Source organism: Mesorhizobium sp. Mes31 (assembly GCF_024519675.1).
Taxonomy (GTDB): domain Bacteria; phylum Pseudomonadota; class Alphaproteobacteria; order Rhizobiales; family Rhizobiaceae; genus Mesorhizobium.
Map to the genome: position 1 here is coordinate 86,397 of NZ_JALJRL010000004.1, position 16,912 is coordinate 103,308.

The following is a 16,912-nucleotide window of genomic DNA, read 5'->3' on the forward strand; positions in this document are numbered from 1 at the left end:
GTCAGGCTTCCACGACGCCAAGCTTCTTCTGCAGGCTCGTGGACGAGGTCGTGTACTGGAACACGATGCGCTCGCCGGGGCTGATGATGCGCTTGGCGGCCTGCGCCATCAGCGCCACTTCATGGAAGCCCGACAGGATAAGCTTCAGCTTGCCCGGATACCAGTTGATGTCGCCGACCGCGAAGATGCCGGGCACCGATGTCTGGAACTTCTCGGTATCGACCGGAATGAGGTTCTCGTGAAGATTGAGCCCCCACTCCGCGATCGGTCCGAGCTTCATGGTCAGGCCGAAGAACGGCAGCATGCGCGTACAGGGTATCTCGACGTCACCGTCCGGCCCCTTGATGACGGCCGCTGAGAGTTGGCCGTCGGCTCCTGCCAGCCCGGTCACCTGCCCGACCTGGAAATGCATCTGCTTCATTTCCTGCATGGCATACATCTTGTTGACGCTGTCAGGCGCCGCGCGGAATTCCGGCCTCCGGTGGACCAGCGTCACGCTTTTTGCCACAGGCTGCAGGTTCAGCGTCCAGTCGAGCGCCGAATCGCCGCCGCCAACGATGACAAGGTCGTGGCCGCGAAAGTCCTCCATCCGGCGCACGGAATAGAAGACACTTTTGCCTTCATAGGGTTCAATGCCCGGGATCGGGGGACGCTTCGGCTGGAAGGAGCCGCCGCCGGCGGCAATCACCACGACCTTGGCCTCGAACACCTCGTTCTCGTCGGTGGTGACGCGAAAACTGCCGTCCTCCAGCTTTTCGAGGCTGGAAACCATGCGGTTGTAGGTGAAGTCAGGCTTGAACGGTGCGATCTGCTCGAGCAGCTTGTCGACCAGTCCCTGCGCCGAGATCGAAGGCCAGCCGGGAATGTCGTAAATCGGCTTCTCCGGATAGAGTTCCGCGCACTGGCCGCCCGGCCGGTCGAGGATGTCGATCAAATGGCACTTCATGTCGAACAGGCCGAGCTCGAACACGGCAAACAGGCCGACCGGCCCTGCCCCGACAATGAGCACGTCTGTCTTGGTGATGTCGGTCATGCAATGGGCCTCGCTTTGTGTTGTCGAGACACTGCATGAGCAATCCGCCGCTGCCAAGCAGCAGTCGGCAAAAAACCGGTGTCTCAGCCCTGGCGGGCGGGCACGCGGACAACCAGGCCGTCAAGCGCGTCGCGCACCTTGATCTGGCACGACAGGCGCGAATTCGGCTGGACGTCGTAGGCGAAGTCCAGCATGTCCTCTTCCATCGCTTCCGGTTCGCCGACCAGCGCCGTCCACGCCTCGTCGACATAGACATGACAGGTCGCGCAGGCGCAGGCGCCGCCGCATTCCGCCTCGATCCCTGGCACCGCGTTGCGGATCGCGTTCTCCATGACCGTCGAGCCGTTTTCGGCGTCCATGTCGAAATGTGTGCCGTCATGGGCTATGAAAGTCAGCTTGGTCATTTGTCACCTGAAGGAAGTCCCAGCCGAGATAATCACTCCGGCAGACAAGTCAACTGCCGCGCGAAAGCGCCGCTCCTTGACGTTTTTCCGCAAACCGGGCTCAGCGATTGATGGCGGCTATGAAATCGCGCACTTCGTCGATCAGCTTGCCAAGCCGCCTGAGCGTCTGATCGTCTTCCGGCCGGTGCTCGATCTCGGTGGCGCAATCGGCAATGGCGAAGGCACCCACGCCCCGTGCCGACCCCTTCAGCCCGTGGGCGAGCAGGAGGCGGTCCTTGATATCGGCGTCGACTATTCTGTCGCGCACCGACAGCGCCTGTTGTACAAAGAGCGCCAGCACCTCCTGTTCGAGGCTGCGGTCGCCCATCGTCTGGCGGGCAAGATGTGCCAAATCGACCGGCCGTGACCGCCTTGGACCGGATACGTCGCCCCCGGGCATTGAGAAGGCAATGCCGCTTTCGCCACGCATGAATTTGGAACTCCGTTTGTTCGACCGCCCGAAAACCTAGGCGAATCCAGTGGACAACGGGTTAATGAGTGGCCCGGAAAAATGTTGCGAAAGCGGCGCCGGAATCACGGTTCTGTTAACCTTATATTTAAAGTTTTACACATCTCGCGGAATGCATGTTTTCTTTACCCCCCTGTGTCATTACGATACGAGGGTCCATTTTCAGCCTCCTGCGCGGGGGTACGACAAACAGAATTATAAGCCCGCGGCAGCTAGTACAGGGTAGCGAAGGCATGGCGAAGAAACCAACGACGACGAGAACTCTCGACAACGACGTGGCCAGGGAACTGGAAAAGGCGCTCGATATCGACCTCAGCGGCGATATTGGCAGCGGCGACCTCGACATCGCGGCTTCGATGGAAGATCTGGAAGCGCAGATATCCCAGGCCGCCGACGAATTGGCGCGCGAGGGACGCAATCAGAAGCCGGAGCCCTCCGTCAATCAGAGCCAGGCCGCGAAACCCGCGCCCCAGGCCAAGCCTGCCGAGTTGCGTCCCGTTGAAACACGCAATGGCGCCCAGCCCGCCGGTTTCGCGCCAGCCAATGACGATCGCCAGAAGGACTACAAGACCCTCCTTCACGGCCTCAACAGGCGTGCCTCGAACACCATTTACTGGGTCGTTGCCTTTGTCTCGCTCGCCTGGATCGCCGGCGCCGGCGGATTGGCCAACCTCCTTTTCGGGCCGAGTATCTGGAGGATCCGTACGCTCGACCAGTTTTTTGCCCGTCCCGAACTGATCGGCCTCGCGGTCGCGGCGGTCGTGCCCGTCATCCTGTTCTGGGCCTTCGCGGCGATGATTCGCCGCGCCCAGGAAATGCGCATTGCCGCCCAGTCGATGACTGAAGTGGCGTTCCGCCTGACCGAGCCGGAAAACCTTGCCCAGGACCGCGTCATGATGATCGGCCAGGCCGTCCGTCGCGAAGTCGCGGCCATGGGCGAAGGCATCGAACGCACCCTTGCCCGCGCCGTCGAGCTGGAAACGCTGGTCCACAGCGAAGTCAACCAGATCGAACGCTCCTATTCGGAAAACGAATCCCGCATCCGTTCGCTCGTCGACGGGCTCGGCAGCGAGCGCGAAGCCGTTGTCACCCACGCCGAGCGGGTCCGCGCCTCGATCACCGGGGCGCACGAGACGCTGAAGGACGAGATCGGCGCCGCCAGCGACATCATCCGCGACAGCATCCTCAATGCTTCGACCAAGCTGTCGATGACGATCACCAATTCCGGCGACACCCTCATCGACCGTATCAATGAAAGCTCGATGTCGATCTTCGATTCGGTGGAAGGCCGGCTCGATTCGATCACCGACCGGCTGTCGACCTCGGGCGAGGCCTTCGCCAGCCTTCTCGACACGCGCATTGCCAAGTTGACGGACACCACGGACGGCCTGACACGGTCGTTGACCGACCTGCTCGACGATCGCACCACCGGCATGGTGTCGCTGCTTGGCGGCGCCGCGCGCACGCTGAGTTCCGAATTCGAAGCCAGTCTCAGCGGCATCGAGCGGACGCTGGCCGAACGTGGTCAGGCGCTGATCAGCGAATTCCAGACCCGCGCCGAGGCGCTGGACACCGGCACGCAGAAGCTCAATGCGGCGCTCGAGGCCCGCGCCCGCCAGATCAACGAGACGCTGGTCGAACGCGCCCGCGAAATCGCTCATACCTTTGCCGAGAGCAAGGACACGCTGTCGGCGATGATCGATCAGGGCAAGACCCAGATCGGTGCCGACATGGCCGACATCGTCACGTCGACCTCCTCCATGCTCGAAGCCCGCGCCAGCGATTTCGCCGGCCGCATGGAAGCGGCGCGTCATGTCGTGTCGCGTTCGTTCGACAGCGACATCCAGCGGCTTGCCGATGCCCGCGTCGGCATCGAAGAAGCCGTGGAAAACCACAGCCGCAAACTTTCCGAAAGCCGCGACCGCATGGCCGCGGCCATGGAGGCCGACCTGGCGAAGTTCGCCGAGGGCCGCGCCGGCATCGATGCGGCGGTGACCAACCAGGTGCAGAAGCTGGCCGAAGGCCGCAACCTGATCTCACGCGCACTAGAAGAGGATCTGCGCAAGGTCAATGAATCGAGGGCAGCCATCGACGCGTCGCTGGGCAGCCATCTCGAAAGGCTGGAAGAAGGCCGCAACAGGCTTTCCAGCGCCTTGAATGAAGACTCCGGGAAATTGGTGCAAGCCCGCACGATTATTGATGAAATGGTTGCCGGACACGTCGGTAAACTGGCTGAAGGCCGCAACATCCTGTCGCGCGCCCTGGAGGCTGATCTCGGCAAATTGTCCGACAGCCGCGCCAGCATCGACGGCCTCGTCGCCGGCCAGGTCGAGAAGATCGCCGAGGGCCGCGCCGTGCTCGCCAAGGCGCTGGAAAACGACATCATCGGCATCAAGAGCCTCATCGAAACCCATTCCGCCAAGCTGGCGGAGGACCGGACGCAGCTTTCCCGCTCGCTCGACGATGATCTGTCCGGCATACGTGGCCTGATCGAGGGCCATTCAGGGCGGCTGGCCGAGGACCGCAGCCTGCTGTCGCAGACACTCGAGGCCGACCTTGCCAAGCTCGCCGAGAGCCGCTCGAGCATAGACGGCCTCGTCGCCGGCCAGGTCGAGAAGCTGGCCGAGGGCCGTGATATCCTCAAGCGTGCGCTGGAATCCGACCTGAACACGATCAAGGGCGTCATCGCCAGCCAGTCGGAAAAGCTGGCCGACGATCGCGGGCAGCTTTCGCAGGCCCTGGAAACCGACCTGCAGAATGTGAACAGCGTCATCGCCGATCACATGAACCGGCTGGTTCAGGACCGCTCGACCTTGTCCAAGGCACTCGAGGAGGACCTCGCCAAGCTGGCTGAAAGCCGCTCCAGCATCGACGGGCTGGTCGCTGGCCAGGTCGAGAAGCTGGCCGAGGGCCGCGACATCCTGCGGCGGGCGCTGGAAGCCGACCTCAATGCGGTCAAGAGCACCGTTGCCGACCAGTCGCAGAAACTGATCGACGACCGCGCACAGTTCGCGCGGGCGCTCGAAGCCGACCTCGAAAGCGTCAACGGCCTCGTCAACAGCCATTCCGAACGGCTCGCCCAGGACCGCTCGACGCTGTCGAAGGCGCTCCAGGCTGATCTCGAAAACGTCGGCGGTCTCGTCAACAATCACGCGGAAAGGCTCGTTCAGGAGCGTTCGACCCTGTCGAAGGCACTTGAGGACGACCTCGCCAAGCTGGCCGAAAGCCGCTCCAGCATCGATGGTCTGGTCGCCGGCCAGGTCGAGAAGCTGGCCGAAGGCCGCGATATCCTGAAGCGCGCGCTGGAAGCCGATCTGGCCAAGCTGGCCGAAAGCCGCTCCAGCATCGACGGCTTGGTCGCTGGTCAGGTGGAGAAGCTGGCCGAGGGCCGGGACATTCTCAAGCGCGCCCTCGAAGCCGACCTGCAGAAACTGACCGAAAGCCGCGGCGATATCGACAATGTCATCGCCGGACATGTCGGCAAGCTGGCCGAAGGCCGCAATATGCTCAGCCGCGCGTTGGAAGACGATCTCGGCAAGCTCGCCGAGACCCGCAAGGACGTCGACCGCTCGCTGTCGGGTCACATCGACCAGATCGCCGCCCGAAGCACCGGCATTTCCGATGCGATCGCGGCCGACGTCGAGAAGATCGAGCAGGCGTTCAGCCGCCAGACCGGCATCATCGAGGAACGCGCCGGCACCATGGAGCGTGCACTCTCGACAGGTGTCGACAACGTCCGTAGCGTGCTCGAGAAGAGTGCGGTCTTCGTTGCCGGCGCGTTGCGCGAAAAGGTCCTCGAAGTCACCAGCACGCTGCATGAGCAGGCCGGTGCGGCGTTCAGCGACGCCGACCGCAAGATCGCCGAGCGCGCCGAGCAAACCTCTGCTGCCCTGCTGGCGAGGGCCGAAGACATCGCCCGCACCTTCGAGGAGGCCGACCGTCGCCTGCACGCCCGTGCGGAAGACACCTCGAACGCCCTTCTTGCCCGCGCGGACGATACCTCCAGTTCCCTGCTGGCTCGCGCCCATGAAACCGCCGATCAACTGGCCGCTCGTGCAAGTGAGATTGCCGGCACCTTTGACGTGGCGGACCAGAAGCTGGCCGCACGCGCCCAGGAGACCGCCGATCAGTTGACCGCCCGCGCAAGCGAGATTGCCGGTACCTTCGATGCTGCCGACCAGAAGCTGGTCGCCCGCGCTGTCGAAACGGCACAGTCGCTCGCCGCGCGCGCCGGCGACATTCTGCGCAACTTCGAAAGTGCCGACCAGCGGCTCGGCATGCGCATCGGCGAATCGGCCGAAGCGCTTGCCGCGCGTGCATCGGACCTTGGCCGCATCTTCGACGCCGCCGACCAGCAGCTGGTCTCGCGCATCGCCGAAGGTTCCGAAGCACTGTCGAGCCGCGCGTCGGAGATCGGCCGCATCTTCGACGATGCCGATCAGCGCCTCGTCTCGCGCATCACCAGCAGCACATCGACGATCGGCGAGCATGCGGAAACCATCGTCGGTGCTTTCGCCAGCACCGAGCAGAGGGTCGCCGACCGTGCGCGGCAGACCGGCCAGGAACTGGCCGTGCATGCCCGCGAGATAGAGCAGGCGCTTGCCGGTGCCGACGAGCGGCTCGCATCGAGCGCCGCGGCCGCGGCCGCCCGTGTCGAGGAGCAGATCGCCGGTGTCGAGAACCGTCTCGCCTACACGGCAGAGACGATGGGCCAGAAGCTCAACGAGCAGGTGTCGAGTGCCGAGGCGCAACTCGTGTCGCGCGCCAACGTCATCGCGGAGACCTTCACCGCGGTTGGCCAGCATATCGGCCAGAGCACCAACGACGCCGCCAAGACCATCGGCGCCAACACCCGCGAGCTCAACACCATGCTCGCGGCGCGCTCGGCCGAAATGTCGAAGATCCTCGACGAAACCGCGCGGCCTTTGGTCGAGCGGTTCGCCCAGGGCGGCTCGGAACTGCAAAAGAGCATGGAAGAGGTCACCGAACGCGCCACGGAAAAGCTGCGCAGCGAGAATGCCGCACTGGTCAACGCGCTCGCCAGCCGCACGGCCGAGACATTGTCGGCCGTCGAAGGCGCTCGCTCGTCGCTGTCCGACAGCGTCGCCGACCTCATTGGCCGCATGACCAAGTCCAGCTCGCAGCTCGGTCAGTTGATCGAGCAGGCCGCGGTCAATCTCGGCCAGGTCGACGAACGGCTGAGCGGCAGCACGCAAAGCTTCGCCGCCACCACGGAGAAGGCCGCGCAGACCTTCGCCAGCTCGGCGCGGCTGGTCGATTCGAACACGACAAGGCTGACGGAACTGTCTTCGTCCACCTTGCGCGAGGTCGCCTCGATCGCCACCAAGTTCGACGAGCACAGCCGCCTGCTGTCCAGTGCTTCGGACCTGCTGAGCTCGGCGCAGAGCAATCTCGAGCACACGCTCGAAAGACAATCATCGCTCGAGGACCTCGCCGTCGGCCTGGTCAAGAAGTCGGAAGATCTCGAAAGGGTCATGCGCTCGTTCGAAAGCCTCGTCGGCCAGACGCTGCAGAATGCCGAGGGCAAGACGATGGAGTCGGCCGACAAGATCCGCAACGCCATCACCGAGGTCGTCGATTCGGCAACCAAGCGCTTCGCCGATGCGACCGAGGAGATGCGCCGCACCGCGGGCTCGATCAAGAGCGAGCTCGACCTCACCCGCGCCGAGCTCAAGAAGGGCGTCATCGAGATGCCGGAAGAGGCAAAGGAATCGACCTCGGCCATCCGCCGTGCCGTTTCCGAGCAGATCAACGCCTTGAAAGAGCTTTCGGACATCGTTGCGAAGTCCGGCCGCGGTGGCGATACCTCCGAACCGCGCAATCTGCGCCCGGCGCCGCAAGCGCCGGCCGCACGCGCCCCTGAGCCACCGCGTCGTGCGCCGGCACCGCAGCCGGAGCTTCGCACACCTCAGGCGCCGTTGGGTGGCCCCGCGCTGCGCGGCACGCTCGACCTCGAGCGTCCGGCCGAGGCGGCACCGCGCCAGCGTGCCGATGCCAGCGCCCGTACGCCGCAAGGCGGCTGGGTCCGTGATCTGCTGAGCGGAGCATCGCGCGAAGAGGAAGCCAGGCCGGCAACGCCGGCGGAAGCACCGCGCTCGGCTCCTGCCCAGCGCTCGCCGCTGCACGTCGTGGAATCGCTGAACTCGCTGTCCGTCGATATCGCGCGGGCCATCGACCACGACGCTTCGATCGAGCTGTGGAACCGCTATCGGCGCGGCGAGCGTGACGTGTTCACCCGGCGGCTCTATACGCTGAAGGGTCAGCAGACGTTTGACGAGATCCGCCGCAAGTATCAGGCGGAGGCCGAGTTCCGCGCCGCCGTCGACCGCTATTGCGACGATTTCGAGAAGCTGCTCAAGGATGTCGCGCGCAACGACCGCGACAACATCATGGCGCAGACCTATCTGACGTCGGACACCGGCAAGGTCTACACCATGCTGGCCCACGCCAGCGGCCGCCTGCACTAGGCACGGGCTCTGCAACAAACAAAAAGGCGGGAAATTTCCCGCCTTTTTCATTTCGATCGATTTGTTGTGTTGGCGCTCTGCGGCGCCGCCTCCCTTGCGGGGCCATCAGCGTTGCCAGAACTATTGCGCGATCAATCCCTTACGGAACTCAAATCACCGAATCCGTCCAGCGAACGATCTGCTTGGCCGCATCCCCGAAAGCATTGTCGAGCGCGTTGACATAGGCGGGATTGCCGCTGCCCGAAACGGGCGCGGATGCGGTGAAGCTCTTGGAGGCACGCACCTCGCCGTTGCGGTCGTTCAGGATGCGCACGAACAGGTCGACCTCGGCATGCTCGCCGCCGTCGACGCGCACTTCGAACGAACGGACCTCGACGATCACCTGGTAGTCGATCGCCAGGCCCTCGCCCGGCTTGCCGACGCCGGCAAAGCTGCCTGAGCGCTGGAACGTCTCGGCCAGCCGCGCCTGCACGATCAACGGCAGCCGGTCGGCCCACTGCGCGCCCTTGAGATACTGGATCGAACGATCCGAAGGCTTGATGACGATGTTCTGGCTGTCCAGCGCCTTGAGCGCGGAGGGCTGGGCGATGAGAATCTGGCGGCGGCTGTGGCCGTGTGCGTCGATCGACGGCGCCGAAAGTTCGAACGTATCCAGCGGCGCGGGCTTGCCGCCCAGAGCGGCGCAACCGGCAAGCGCGAGCGCAAGCAGTGCCGCAGCCGATGTCAACCCGCTCGTTCTCACCCAAACAGACTTCACGCGCGATCCCCGTTGTCCCCGGATCGTAAGATCAACCCGCATCCGCAGCTCATGTTCTTGGGGCGAGCGGCGGCCGAAGTCAACGCCGCGCCCTGCCATCGAACTGCCGAACCTCGCCATCGCCACCCGAAAGGATGCGCTGCGGGTTTCGGCTGAGATCGGTCACCGCCTCCTCGATGCGGTTGATCGAGCGGCGGCTGTCCTGCACCAGCGCCTCGACGTTTGTCAGGCCCTGGCCCGAGAAACGCGCCAGATTGTCGGTTATGACGCCCAGGCGGGCATTCAGCGTGTCGGCAACCTGCTTGAACGACTTCATCGTAGCCCTGGCGTCGGCCATCACGCCATCGGCCTGCCCCGAACCAAGCAAGGTGTCGACCTTGACGAGGATACCGTCGACACGCACCGAGGCATCGTTGAGCCGTTGGGCAAGTTGCTTGGCATCCTTGATCGTCTGGTCGATGTCATCAGCCCGGTTAGCGAACTTGTCGGTCACCTTGGCGATGTCCGCGGCAGCCTTGTCGGCGTTCTCGCTCGCCTTCTGGATGTTGGCCAGAGCGGTGCGCACCTGCGCCGGATCGATACCATCCAGCACGCCGTCGACCTTGGCCAGCGTGCCTTGTGTCTGCTTGGCGAAATCGTTGACCGACCCGACCGCGGTATCGACGTTCTTGATGACCGTGTCGAACTGCTTCGAGGTTTCCTTGAGGTTTGACGTCACTGTATCGACATTGGCGACGATGCTCTTGATCTGGTCCTTGTCGACGGCATTGAGCAGGCCTTCCGCCGCCTTCAGAGTGCCGTCCAGCTTGCCGGAAACGCCCTTCAGCTCGTCGGACAGCGCACTGACACTGGACAGGAACTTGTCGATGCCGTCGGAATTCTTGGCCAGCGCATCGGAGAAGGTCTGCACGTTCTTGACGGTGTCGGTCAGCGGACCGCGAACATCCTTGGTGAAGCCTTCGAGTTCGGTGAGCACCTTGTCGGCGCGGGTGAAGATGTTCTGCGCGGTCTGCAAAAGGTTGGTGACCGCCGAGGGGTTGGCAACGATCTCGGCGACCTTGCCTTCCTTTTCGGCCTGGTCGAGGAGTTTTACTTCCTTGGGGTCGGCGCCCTTGAGTTCGATATTGGCCTGCCCGGTGAGACCGGCAAGGCCGATATCAGCCTGCGTCGACTTGGTGATTGGCGTCAAGCGGTCGATCTCGGTGTCGGCGATGGCGACCGTCGGATTGTCGACATCGATATAGACGCGCCTGACGTCGCCCACCTTGACGCCGTTGAACAACACGAAACTGCCGCGGCCGAGCCCGGAAGCCGAGCCCGGAATGCGCACGCGCAGCAACGTGGTCTCGCCCTTGTCGCCGATCGCCGCCGTCCAGTAGACGAAGGCGAACGCCGCCAGGATCGCGACCAGCGTGAAGATGCCGACAATGACGTAGTTGGCTCTGGTTTCCATTGCTTCACTTATGGCTATGCGCGCGCCGCAAGATCAAGTTGCCGGGCGCGTTTTCCGCGGAAATAGGATTTCACCCATGGCTCCTCGCTCTTCAGCATGTCGTCGATGGTGCCTTCGACCAGCACCCTCTTGTTGCCGAGCACGGCCACGCGGTCGCAAGCGGTGAAAAGCGTGTCGAGGTCGTGCGTGACCATATAGACGGTCAGGTCCATCGTATCGCGCAGCTTGACCACCAGTTCGTCGAATTCCGCCGCGCTGATCGGATCGAGGCCGGAGGTCGGCTCGTCGAGGAAGACGATGTCGGGGTCGAGCGCCAGCGCCCGTGCCAGCGCCGCCCGTTTGATCATGCCGCCGGAGAGTTCGGAGGGGAATTTTTGCGCCGCGTCGGGCGGCAGCCCGACCAACTCGACCTTGAGCATCGCCAGTTCGTCCATCAGCTTTCGCGGCAGGTCGAGATACTCGCGCATCGGCACCTGGACGTTTTCCAGTACCGTCAGCGCCGAAAACAGAGCGCCATGCTGGAACAGCACGCCAAGCCGCATGTCGATGCGCAGGCGTTCCGCGTCGCTCGCCTTCTCGACATCGACGCCGAACAGCTTGATCGTGCCCGACCGCTTGCGCGTCAGGCCGAGAATGGTGCGCAGCAGGACCGACTTGCCAGCGCCCGAGGCACCGACAAAACCGAGAATCTCGCCGCGCCTGATGTCGAGCGACAATTTGTCGAGGATCACCTTGTCGGCGAAGGCCACGGTGATGTCGTGCGCGGAAAGCACGATGTCGCCCTCGCCCGTGTCGTCCGCGATCGTCTTTGTCCTGCTCCGCAGCTTCATCTCAGAACTCGATTGCTGCGTAGAAGATGGCGAACAACCCGTCGAGGATGATGACGACGAAGATCGACTTCACCACCGAGGCGGTCACGTGCTGTCCGAGCGATTCGGCACTGCCGCCGACCTTCATGCCTTCGACCGAGGCGATCGTGCCGATGATCATGGCCATGAACGGCGCCTTGATCAGGCCGGAGAAAATCGTGCTGAGGTCGATGGCCACGCGCAACCTGTCTATGAAGGCGGCAGGTGCGATATCCGAATAGAGCCAGGCCGCGAGAATGCCGCCGCCGAGCGCTGCGAAATTGGCGATGATGGTCAGGCACGGCAAGGCGATGACCAGCGCCACCAGCCGCGGGAAGACCAGGACGCCGATCGGGTTGAGCCCGATCACCTTCAGCGCGTCGACCTCCTCGCGCATCTTCATCGAGCCGATCTCGGCGGTAATCGCACTGCCGGAGCGACCGGCGATCATGATCGCCGTCATCAGCACGCCGAGCTCGCGCAGGATCAGCACGCCGACGAGGTCGACGACAAAAATGTCTGCGCCGAAATAGCTGAGCTGATAGGCGCCTTGCTGGGCAACGATGGCGCCGACGATCGCCGACATCAGCACCACCACCGGAATGGCGCCGACGCCCATGCGGTCGATCTGGTTGAAGATCGCCGCGGGATTGACGGCATGGCCGCGGCCGAGTTTCATCTGCGCGCCGCGGATGGTGGCGCCGAGGATGTTCATCGAGGCGAGGAAGTCGTCGCGCATCTCGTAGACGCGCCTGCCGACCGCCTCCAGCGTGCGAATGATAATGTTGGGCGGCCGCACTGGACCGGATTCGGATTCGCGCCGGACAGCCTCACCGACAGCGTCGAGCAGTATCGAAGCGATCTCGCTTTGGCCCTGCAGCTGGATTTTGACGCCCTTTTTCTCGAAAGCGCTGACCAGCCTGTCTATCAGCCAGGCGCCGGCGGTATCCATCTTCTCGATGTTGGAAAGATCGAGCGCCAAGGTCTTGAAACCACTCCGTTTCTCGATCTTGCGCATATCCGTGTCGATCAAGGCGACGGTGCGTGTCGTCCAGATTCCCGAGAACGCGCAGCCAAGAACGCCGTCCTCCTCGCCGATCGCCACGCGCGGTTCGTGGTCAGCCTCCCCCGCGGTCGTGCCGCTTGCGTCGCGCTTGCCGATGGTCAACATGGCGTCCTGTTTAGCCTGACGGGTCTGACCTGTCGATTTGCCGACAACGCTTGTCGCACAGCCGGAGCAGAAAAATATGGCGCGTGTCATTTCGGTTGAGGCCGAGCGTTTTCCAATCGCCGGAACCTTCACCATTTCACGTGGTTCGAAGACCGAAGCCGAAGTGATAACCTGCATGATCAGCGAGGACGGCCACGCCGGCCGTGGCGAATGCGTCCCCTACAAGCGCTATGGCGAGACGATGGATGGTGTCCGCGACGCGATCGAGGCGATGCGCGACCGGATCGCCGGCGGCATCAGCCGGACGGCCTTGCTGGACGCCATGCCGGCAGGGGCTGCCCGCAACGCCATCGACTGCGCTCTGTGGGATCTGGAGGCAAAGATCAGCGGAACACCCGTCGCCGCCGCAATTGGCGCCGTTCCGCTATCGGGACTCGAGACGGCCTACACGCTGTCGCTGGGCGAACCGGAGGCGATGGCGGCGCAGGCCCGCGCCAATGCGGCGCGGCCGTTGCTCAAGGTCAAGATCGGTGGCGACAACGACATCGCCCGCATCCACGCCGTTCGGCAAGCGGCGCCCGACAGCCGCATCATCCTCGACGCCAATGAGGGCTGGACCGATGACAACATCGTTGCAAACCTTGCCTTTGCCGCCGAGCAAGGCATCGCGCTGGTCGAACAGCCTCTGCCGGCCGGCCATGACGGGATCCTGCGCCATATCGCGCATCCCGTGCCGATCTGCGCCGATGAAAGCGTGCACGAGGCGAAGAACCTTGCCGCGCTCGTCGGCCTCTACGATGCCGTCAACATCAAGCTCGACAAATCGGGTGGCCTGACGGCGGCGCTCGTTCTGCGCGATCGCGCCCGCGAACTCGGTTTCAGCATCATGGTCGGCTGCATGGTCGGCACGTCGCTGGCGATGGCGCCGGCCGTCTTGCTGGCCCAAGGGGCCGATTTCGTCGACCTCGACGGCCCGCTGCTGCTTGCCCGTGATCGCGTGCCAAGCCTTGTCTACCGGGGATCGCTGGTATCACCCCCTGATACGGCGTTGTGGGGCTGAGCGCGCCGCAAGCCCGATCAAGACCAATCCGATCAAGGCGATCGGGATCATGGCAAAGAAGCCGTCGACGCCGAAACGGTCGTAAAGCGGGCCGGACGCCAGCGTCACGACCGCCATGAAGAACCCGTTGGAGAAATAGGCGATGCCTTGCGCGGCACCTGTCTGCTCCTCGGAAATCGTTTCGCCGATCATCTTCTGCAGGCCGATCAGCACCAGCGCCACCGAGACCGAATGCAGCGTCTGGACGCCGAAAAACCCGGCAACGCCGAGGCCGAGCGGCCAGACCAGGGGAAAGGCGATCCACCGCACGACGGCCCCAATCCCTGCCATCATCATGATCGTCACGACCGAGAAGGCGCCGAAGAAGCGGGTGAACATCATGAACATGCAGACTTCGGACACCACGCCCCATGCCCACAGCAAGCCGACGACCGAATCGCCGATGCCGATCGATTTCCAGTAGATCGAGACGAAGCCGTAGAGGAAGGCGTGGCTGGCGGTGATGACGCCAACGCCGATGGAAAAATACAGGAAATACGGGTTGAGAAGTTTTGGCGCCGACTGCTGGATGTCGGTGGCCGAAAGCGGCGAGGCACGGCGCGGACGGCCAAGGCGCGGCGCCAGCAACCCGGCGGCAAGGGCGGCTGCCAGCGATATGAAGATGATCACCGGAACGGCCCCAGGGCCGGTTGCCGACAGGATGAAGCCACCGGCGACATTGGCGAACAGGTAGGAGATCGAGCCCCATTTGCGCATGCTGGTGTAGTTCGAGCCGAAGCGGCGCACGCCCGACAGCGCCAGCGAATCGGCGATCGGCGAATGCGGTGTCCAGACAATGGTCAGCGCCAGCGACACCGCCAGCACCATGGCATAGGTCGGCGTCAGGAAATAACCGGCAGACAAGAGCAGCGCGGCCGCCACCAGCGCGACATAGACATCGGCGCGATCCCTGGCCCTGTCGGCCAGCGCGGTCAGCAACGGCGTCGTCACCACGCGCAGGAACATCGGCGCCGCCAGGATCACGGCGATCTGCTCGGCATGGAAACCCTTGGCCTGCAGCCACAGCGGGAAGTAAGGCAGATGCGTTCCGAGCGGCACGAACAGCGTCGCGAAGATCAGGCTGATGCGCAGTTCGAAATGGCGCGGCTTGACGAGCTGTTCGGGCGAAAGCGGCGGCAGGGACATGAATCGATCCAATAACGCTGCACTCGACCGGACGGCAACGCGTGTCGATCCCTTAACATAGGCGAAAACCGGGCGAAACCGGTTGGCCTAATCGATTGATCCCAGAGCCGAAATGAACTCAGGCGCTATGCAGCCTGCCCCACCCGGTCCTCGATGAGCATCGGGATGAAGGGCTCGTCCGGCGCCTCGGGCAGCACCTGCGCCCAGGTCAGAATTTCCAACCGGCCGTCAAAGTGCTCGACAACGGCGGTGCAGCTTTCCACCCAGTCCCCGGTGTTGACGTACTGGACATCGCCAAAATTCTCGATGGCGGCATGATGGATATGGCCGCAGATGATGCCGTCGACATGCGAGCGGCGCGCTTCCTCCGCAAGCATGGTCTGGAACGAGCCGATGAAGTTCACCGCCTTCTTAACGTTGGCCTTGGCCCAGGACGAGAACGACCAATACGGCAGGCCGAGCAATTGGCGAAGCCGCGTGACGACCCGGTTGACCAGCATCGCCGCGTCATAGGCGTGGTCGCCAAGGTATGCGAGCCAGCGCGCGTTGTGGACGACGGTATCGAACTGGTCACCGTGGATGACGAGCAGGCGTTTGCCGTCGGCGGTTTCGTGGATGGCGCGGTCGGCGACGACGATGCCGCCGAAATGCACGCCCTGGAACTGGCGCGCGAATTCATCATGGTTGCCGGCGATGTAGGTGATGCTGGCGCCCTTGCGCGCCTTGCGCAGCAATTTCTGCACGACGTCGTTGTGGCTTTGCGGCCAGTGCCAGCTTCGCCGCAACCGCCAGCCATCGACGATGTCACCGACAAGATAGATGATGTCGGCGTCGTGATATCTAAGGAAGTCGATCAGGAATTCGGCCTTCGCCGCCTTCGATCCAAGGTGGACGTCGGAAATGAACATGCTGCGGAAAGTGCGGGGCTCTTGGCCGGACATCGCGATTTCACCGTTGCTTTCGCCCAGCCTATGACCCGATTCATGCAACAACCGTATGACGGTTGCGATTGGTCCAGCCGAGGGACTAGCTTGCCGCCGGCTCAAGAGGAGAAAATCATCATGGATCTCGGTATTCGCGGAAAGAAGGCTATCGTCTGCGCTTCGAGCAAGGGGCTTGGGCGCGGCTGCGCCATGGCGCTGGCCGAGGCGGGCTGCGACATCGTCGTCAACGGCCGCAACGCCGAACTGGTGGCGAAAACCGCCGCTGAGCTGCGCGAGCGCTATGGCGTGGCGGTCAAGGAGGTGGTCGGCGACGTCTCGAAACCCGAAGTGCAGAAGGCGCTGCTCGCGGCCTGTCCGGACCCGGACATTCTCGTCAACAACAATGGCGGCCCGCCGCTGCGCGATTTCCGTGAACTCGATCGCGCGAAGATCCTCGAAGGCGTCACCCAGAACATGGTGACGCCGATCGAGCTGGTGCAAGCGGTTCTTGACGGCATGGCGGCGCGTGGCTTTGGCCGCATCGTCAACATCACCTCGCTGTCGGTCTACGTTCCCATCCCCGGCCTCGATCTGTCGTCGGGCGCGCGCGCCGGCCTGACATCGTTCCTCGCCGGCGTGGCACGGACGGTGGTGGATCGTAACGTGACCATCAACAGCCTGCTGCCCGGCAAGCTCGATACCGACCGGCTGCGCGGGCCGCATGAGGCCGGCACGGTCGAAGACCCAGCCGCCGCCGCCGCGCGCAAGACCCGCATCAGCGCCGATGTTCCGGCCAAGCGGCTCGGCACGCCGGAGGAGTTCGGCCAGATCTGCGCCTTCCTGTGCTCGGTTCATGCCGGATATCTGACCGGGCAGAACATACCGGTCGACGGCGGTCTGTACGTCAGCGCCTTTTGATCGACAGGCCTGTCATGCAGCACGACTCATCTGGCATGAAATCCGCATAAGCATTTGATTGATTGTTGTTTTGGACGCGCCGCCGGGTAGAGCTGCCGGCGCGTCAATTAGCGTCGCGAAAAAGCTTGGCCGCATGCTAAAAGGACTCTCCAGGCAGATATCGA

Annotated in this window: 12 protein-coding genes; 3 read left to right on the top strand and 9 right to left on the bottom strand. The window is 63.6% G+C overall.

All coding sequences use genetic code 11. The annotated features are described in order from the left end of the window. Position 1: 1 nt before the first annotated feature. The 3 genes from NR193_RS08275 to NR193_RS08285 all read right to left on the bottom strand — a co-directional run bounded on the left by NR193_RS08275 (position 2) and on the right by NR193_RS08285 (position 1,906). Entirely contained in the window at positions 2-1,033 is a 1,032-nt protein-coding gene (locus tag NR193_RS08275) for an NAD(P)/FAD-dependent oxidoreductase (protein ID WP_256750385.1), read from the bottom strand. Positions 1,034-1,116: 83 nt separating this feature from the next. Then, positions 1,117-1,437: a 2Fe-2S iron-sulfur cluster-binding protein gene (locus tag NR193_RS08280; protein ID WP_091575073.1), complete on the bottom strand. Its 321-nt coding sequence runs from the start codon at positions 1,435-1,437 to the stop codon at positions 1,117-1,119. Positions 1,438-1,537: 100 nt separating this feature from the next. Then, entirely contained in the window at positions 1,538-1,906 is a 369-nt protein-coding gene (locus tag NR193_RS08285) for an Hpt domain-containing protein (protein ID WP_256750386.1), read from the bottom strand. A 272-nt stretch (positions 1,907-2,178) separates the two neighbouring features. Between NR193_RS08285 and NR193_RS08290 the strand changes: the two genes are divergently transcribed. Then, complete coding sequence (locus NR193_RS08290; RefSeq protein ID WP_256750387.1) at positions 2,179-8,433, top strand: kinesin; 6,255 nt, start codon at positions 2,179-2,181, stop codon at positions 8,431-8,433. Between the two features lie 148 nt (positions 8,434-8,581). Here NR193_RS08290 and NR193_RS08295 read toward each other — a convergent pair whose 3' ends face one another. From NR193_RS08295 to NR193_RS08310, 4 genes are read right to left on the bottom strand one after another with little or no spacing between them, the layout of a single operon-like run. Further along, on the bottom strand, positions 8,582-9,232 hold the full coding sequence (locus NR193_RS08295) for an ABC-type transport auxiliary lipoprotein family protein (RefSeq protein WP_256750388.1): 651 nt from the start codon (positions 9,230-9,232) through the stop codon (positions 8,582-8,584). Between the two features lie 37 nt (positions 9,233-9,269). Then, positions 9,270-10,643, bottom strand: coding sequence for an MlaD family protein (locus tag NR193_RS08300; protein WP_256750389.1), 1,374 nt, complete (start codon positions 10,641-10,643; stop codon positions 9,270-9,272). 14 nt (positions 10,644-10,657) lie between these two features. Continuing rightward, complete coding sequence (locus tag NR193_RS08305; protein ID WP_256750390.1) at positions 10,658-11,473, bottom strand: ABC transporter ATP-binding protein; 816 nt, start codon at positions 11,471-11,473, stop codon at positions 10,658-10,660. A 1-nt stretch (position 11,474) separates the two neighbouring features. Then, positions 11,475-12,662 (bottom strand): ABC transporter permease, encoded by a 1,188-nt coding sequence (locus NR193_RS08310; protein ID WP_256750391.1) that lies wholly within the window; start codon positions 12,660-12,662, stop codon positions 11,475-11,477. A gap of 76 nt (positions 12,663-12,738) precedes the next feature. On the opposite strand from NR193_RS08310, the gene dgcA reads away from it, so the two are divergent. After that, positions 12,739-13,722 (top strand): N-acetyl-D-Glu racemase DgcA, encoded by a 984-nt coding sequence (dgcA, locus tag NR193_RS08315; protein WP_256750392.1) that lies wholly within the window; start codon positions 12,739-12,741, stop codon positions 13,720-13,722. Here dgcA and NR193_RS08320 read toward each other — a convergent pair. Beyond that, positions 13,693-14,907 carry an MFS transporter gene (locus NR193_RS08320; protein ID WP_256750393.1) on the bottom strand — a complete coding sequence of 405 codons (1,215 nt, stop codon included), beginning with the start codon at positions 14,905-14,907 and terminating at the stop codon, positions 13,693-13,695. The genes dgcA and NR193_RS08320 overlap by 30 nt on opposite strands. Before the next feature lie 125 nt (positions 14,908-15,032). Then, the gene (locus NR193_RS08325) at positions 15,033-15,815 is read right to left on the bottom strand and encodes a UDP-2,3-diacylglucosamine diphosphatase (RefSeq protein ID WP_375162696.1); all 783 of its coding nucleotides are present in this window, start codon (positions 15,813-15,815) and stop codon (positions 15,033-15,035) included. A gap of 153 nt (positions 15,816-15,968) precedes the next feature. On the opposite strand from NR193_RS08325, the gene NR193_RS08330 reads away from it, so the two are divergent. Continuing rightward, the gene (locus NR193_RS08330) at positions 15,969-16,748 is read left to right on the top strand and encodes an SDR family oxidoreductase (RefSeq protein WP_256750395.1); all 780 of its coding nucleotides are present in this window, start codon (positions 15,969-15,971) and stop codon (positions 16,746-16,748) included. The last annotated feature ends 164 nt before the right edge of the window (positions 16,749-16,912 follow it).

Excerpts from the sequence above, each read along its gene's own strand:
- NR193_RS08280 (WP_091575073.1), bottom strand. The coding sequence starts at position 1,437 with ATGACCAAGCTGACTTTCATAGCCCATGACGGCACACATTTCGACATG.
- NR193_RS08285 (WP_256750386.1), bottom strand. The coding sequence starts at position 1,906 with ATGCGTGGCGAAAGCGGCATTGCCTTCTCAATGCCCGGGGGCGACGTA.
- NR193_RS08295 (WP_256750388.1), bottom strand. The coding sequence starts at position 9,232 with ATGCGGGTTGATCTTACGATCCGGGGACAACGGGGATCGCGCGTGAAG.
- NR193_RS08275 (WP_256750385.1), bottom strand. The coding sequence starts at position 1,033 with ATGACCGACATCACCAAGACAGACGTGCTCATTGTCGGGGCAGGGCCG.
- NR193_RS08300 (WP_256750389.1), bottom strand. The coding sequence starts at position 10,643 with ATGGAAACCAGAGCCAACTACGTCATTGTCGGCATCTTCACGCTGGTC.
- NR193_RS08290 (WP_256750387.1), top strand. The coding sequence starts at position 2,179 with ATGGCGAAGAAACCAACGACGACGAGAACTCTCGACAACGACGTGGCC.
- NR193_RS08310 (WP_256750391.1), bottom strand. The coding sequence starts at position 12,662 with ATGTTGACCATCGGCAAGCGCGACGCAAGCGGCACGACCGCGGGGGAG.
- NR193_RS08320 (WP_256750393.1), bottom strand. The coding sequence starts at position 14,907 with ATGTCCCTGCCGCCGCTTTCGCCCGAACAGCTCGTCAAGCCGCGCCAT.
- NR193_RS08330 (WP_256750395.1), top strand. The coding sequence starts at position 15,969 with ATGGATCTCGGTATTCGCGGAAAGAAGGCTATCGTCTGCGCTTCGAGC.
- NR193_RS08305 (WP_256750390.1), bottom strand. The coding sequence starts at position 11,473 with ATGAAGCTGCGGAGCAGGACAAAGACGATCGCGGACGACACGGGCGAG.
- NR193_RS08325 (WP_375162696.1), bottom strand. The coding sequence starts at position 15,815 with ATGTTCATTTCCGACGTCCACCTTGGATCGAAGGCGGCGAAGGCCGAA.
- dgcA (WP_256750392.1), top strand. The coding sequence starts at position 12,739 with ATGGCGCGTGTCATTTCGGTTGAGGCCGAGCGTTTTCCAATCGCCGGA.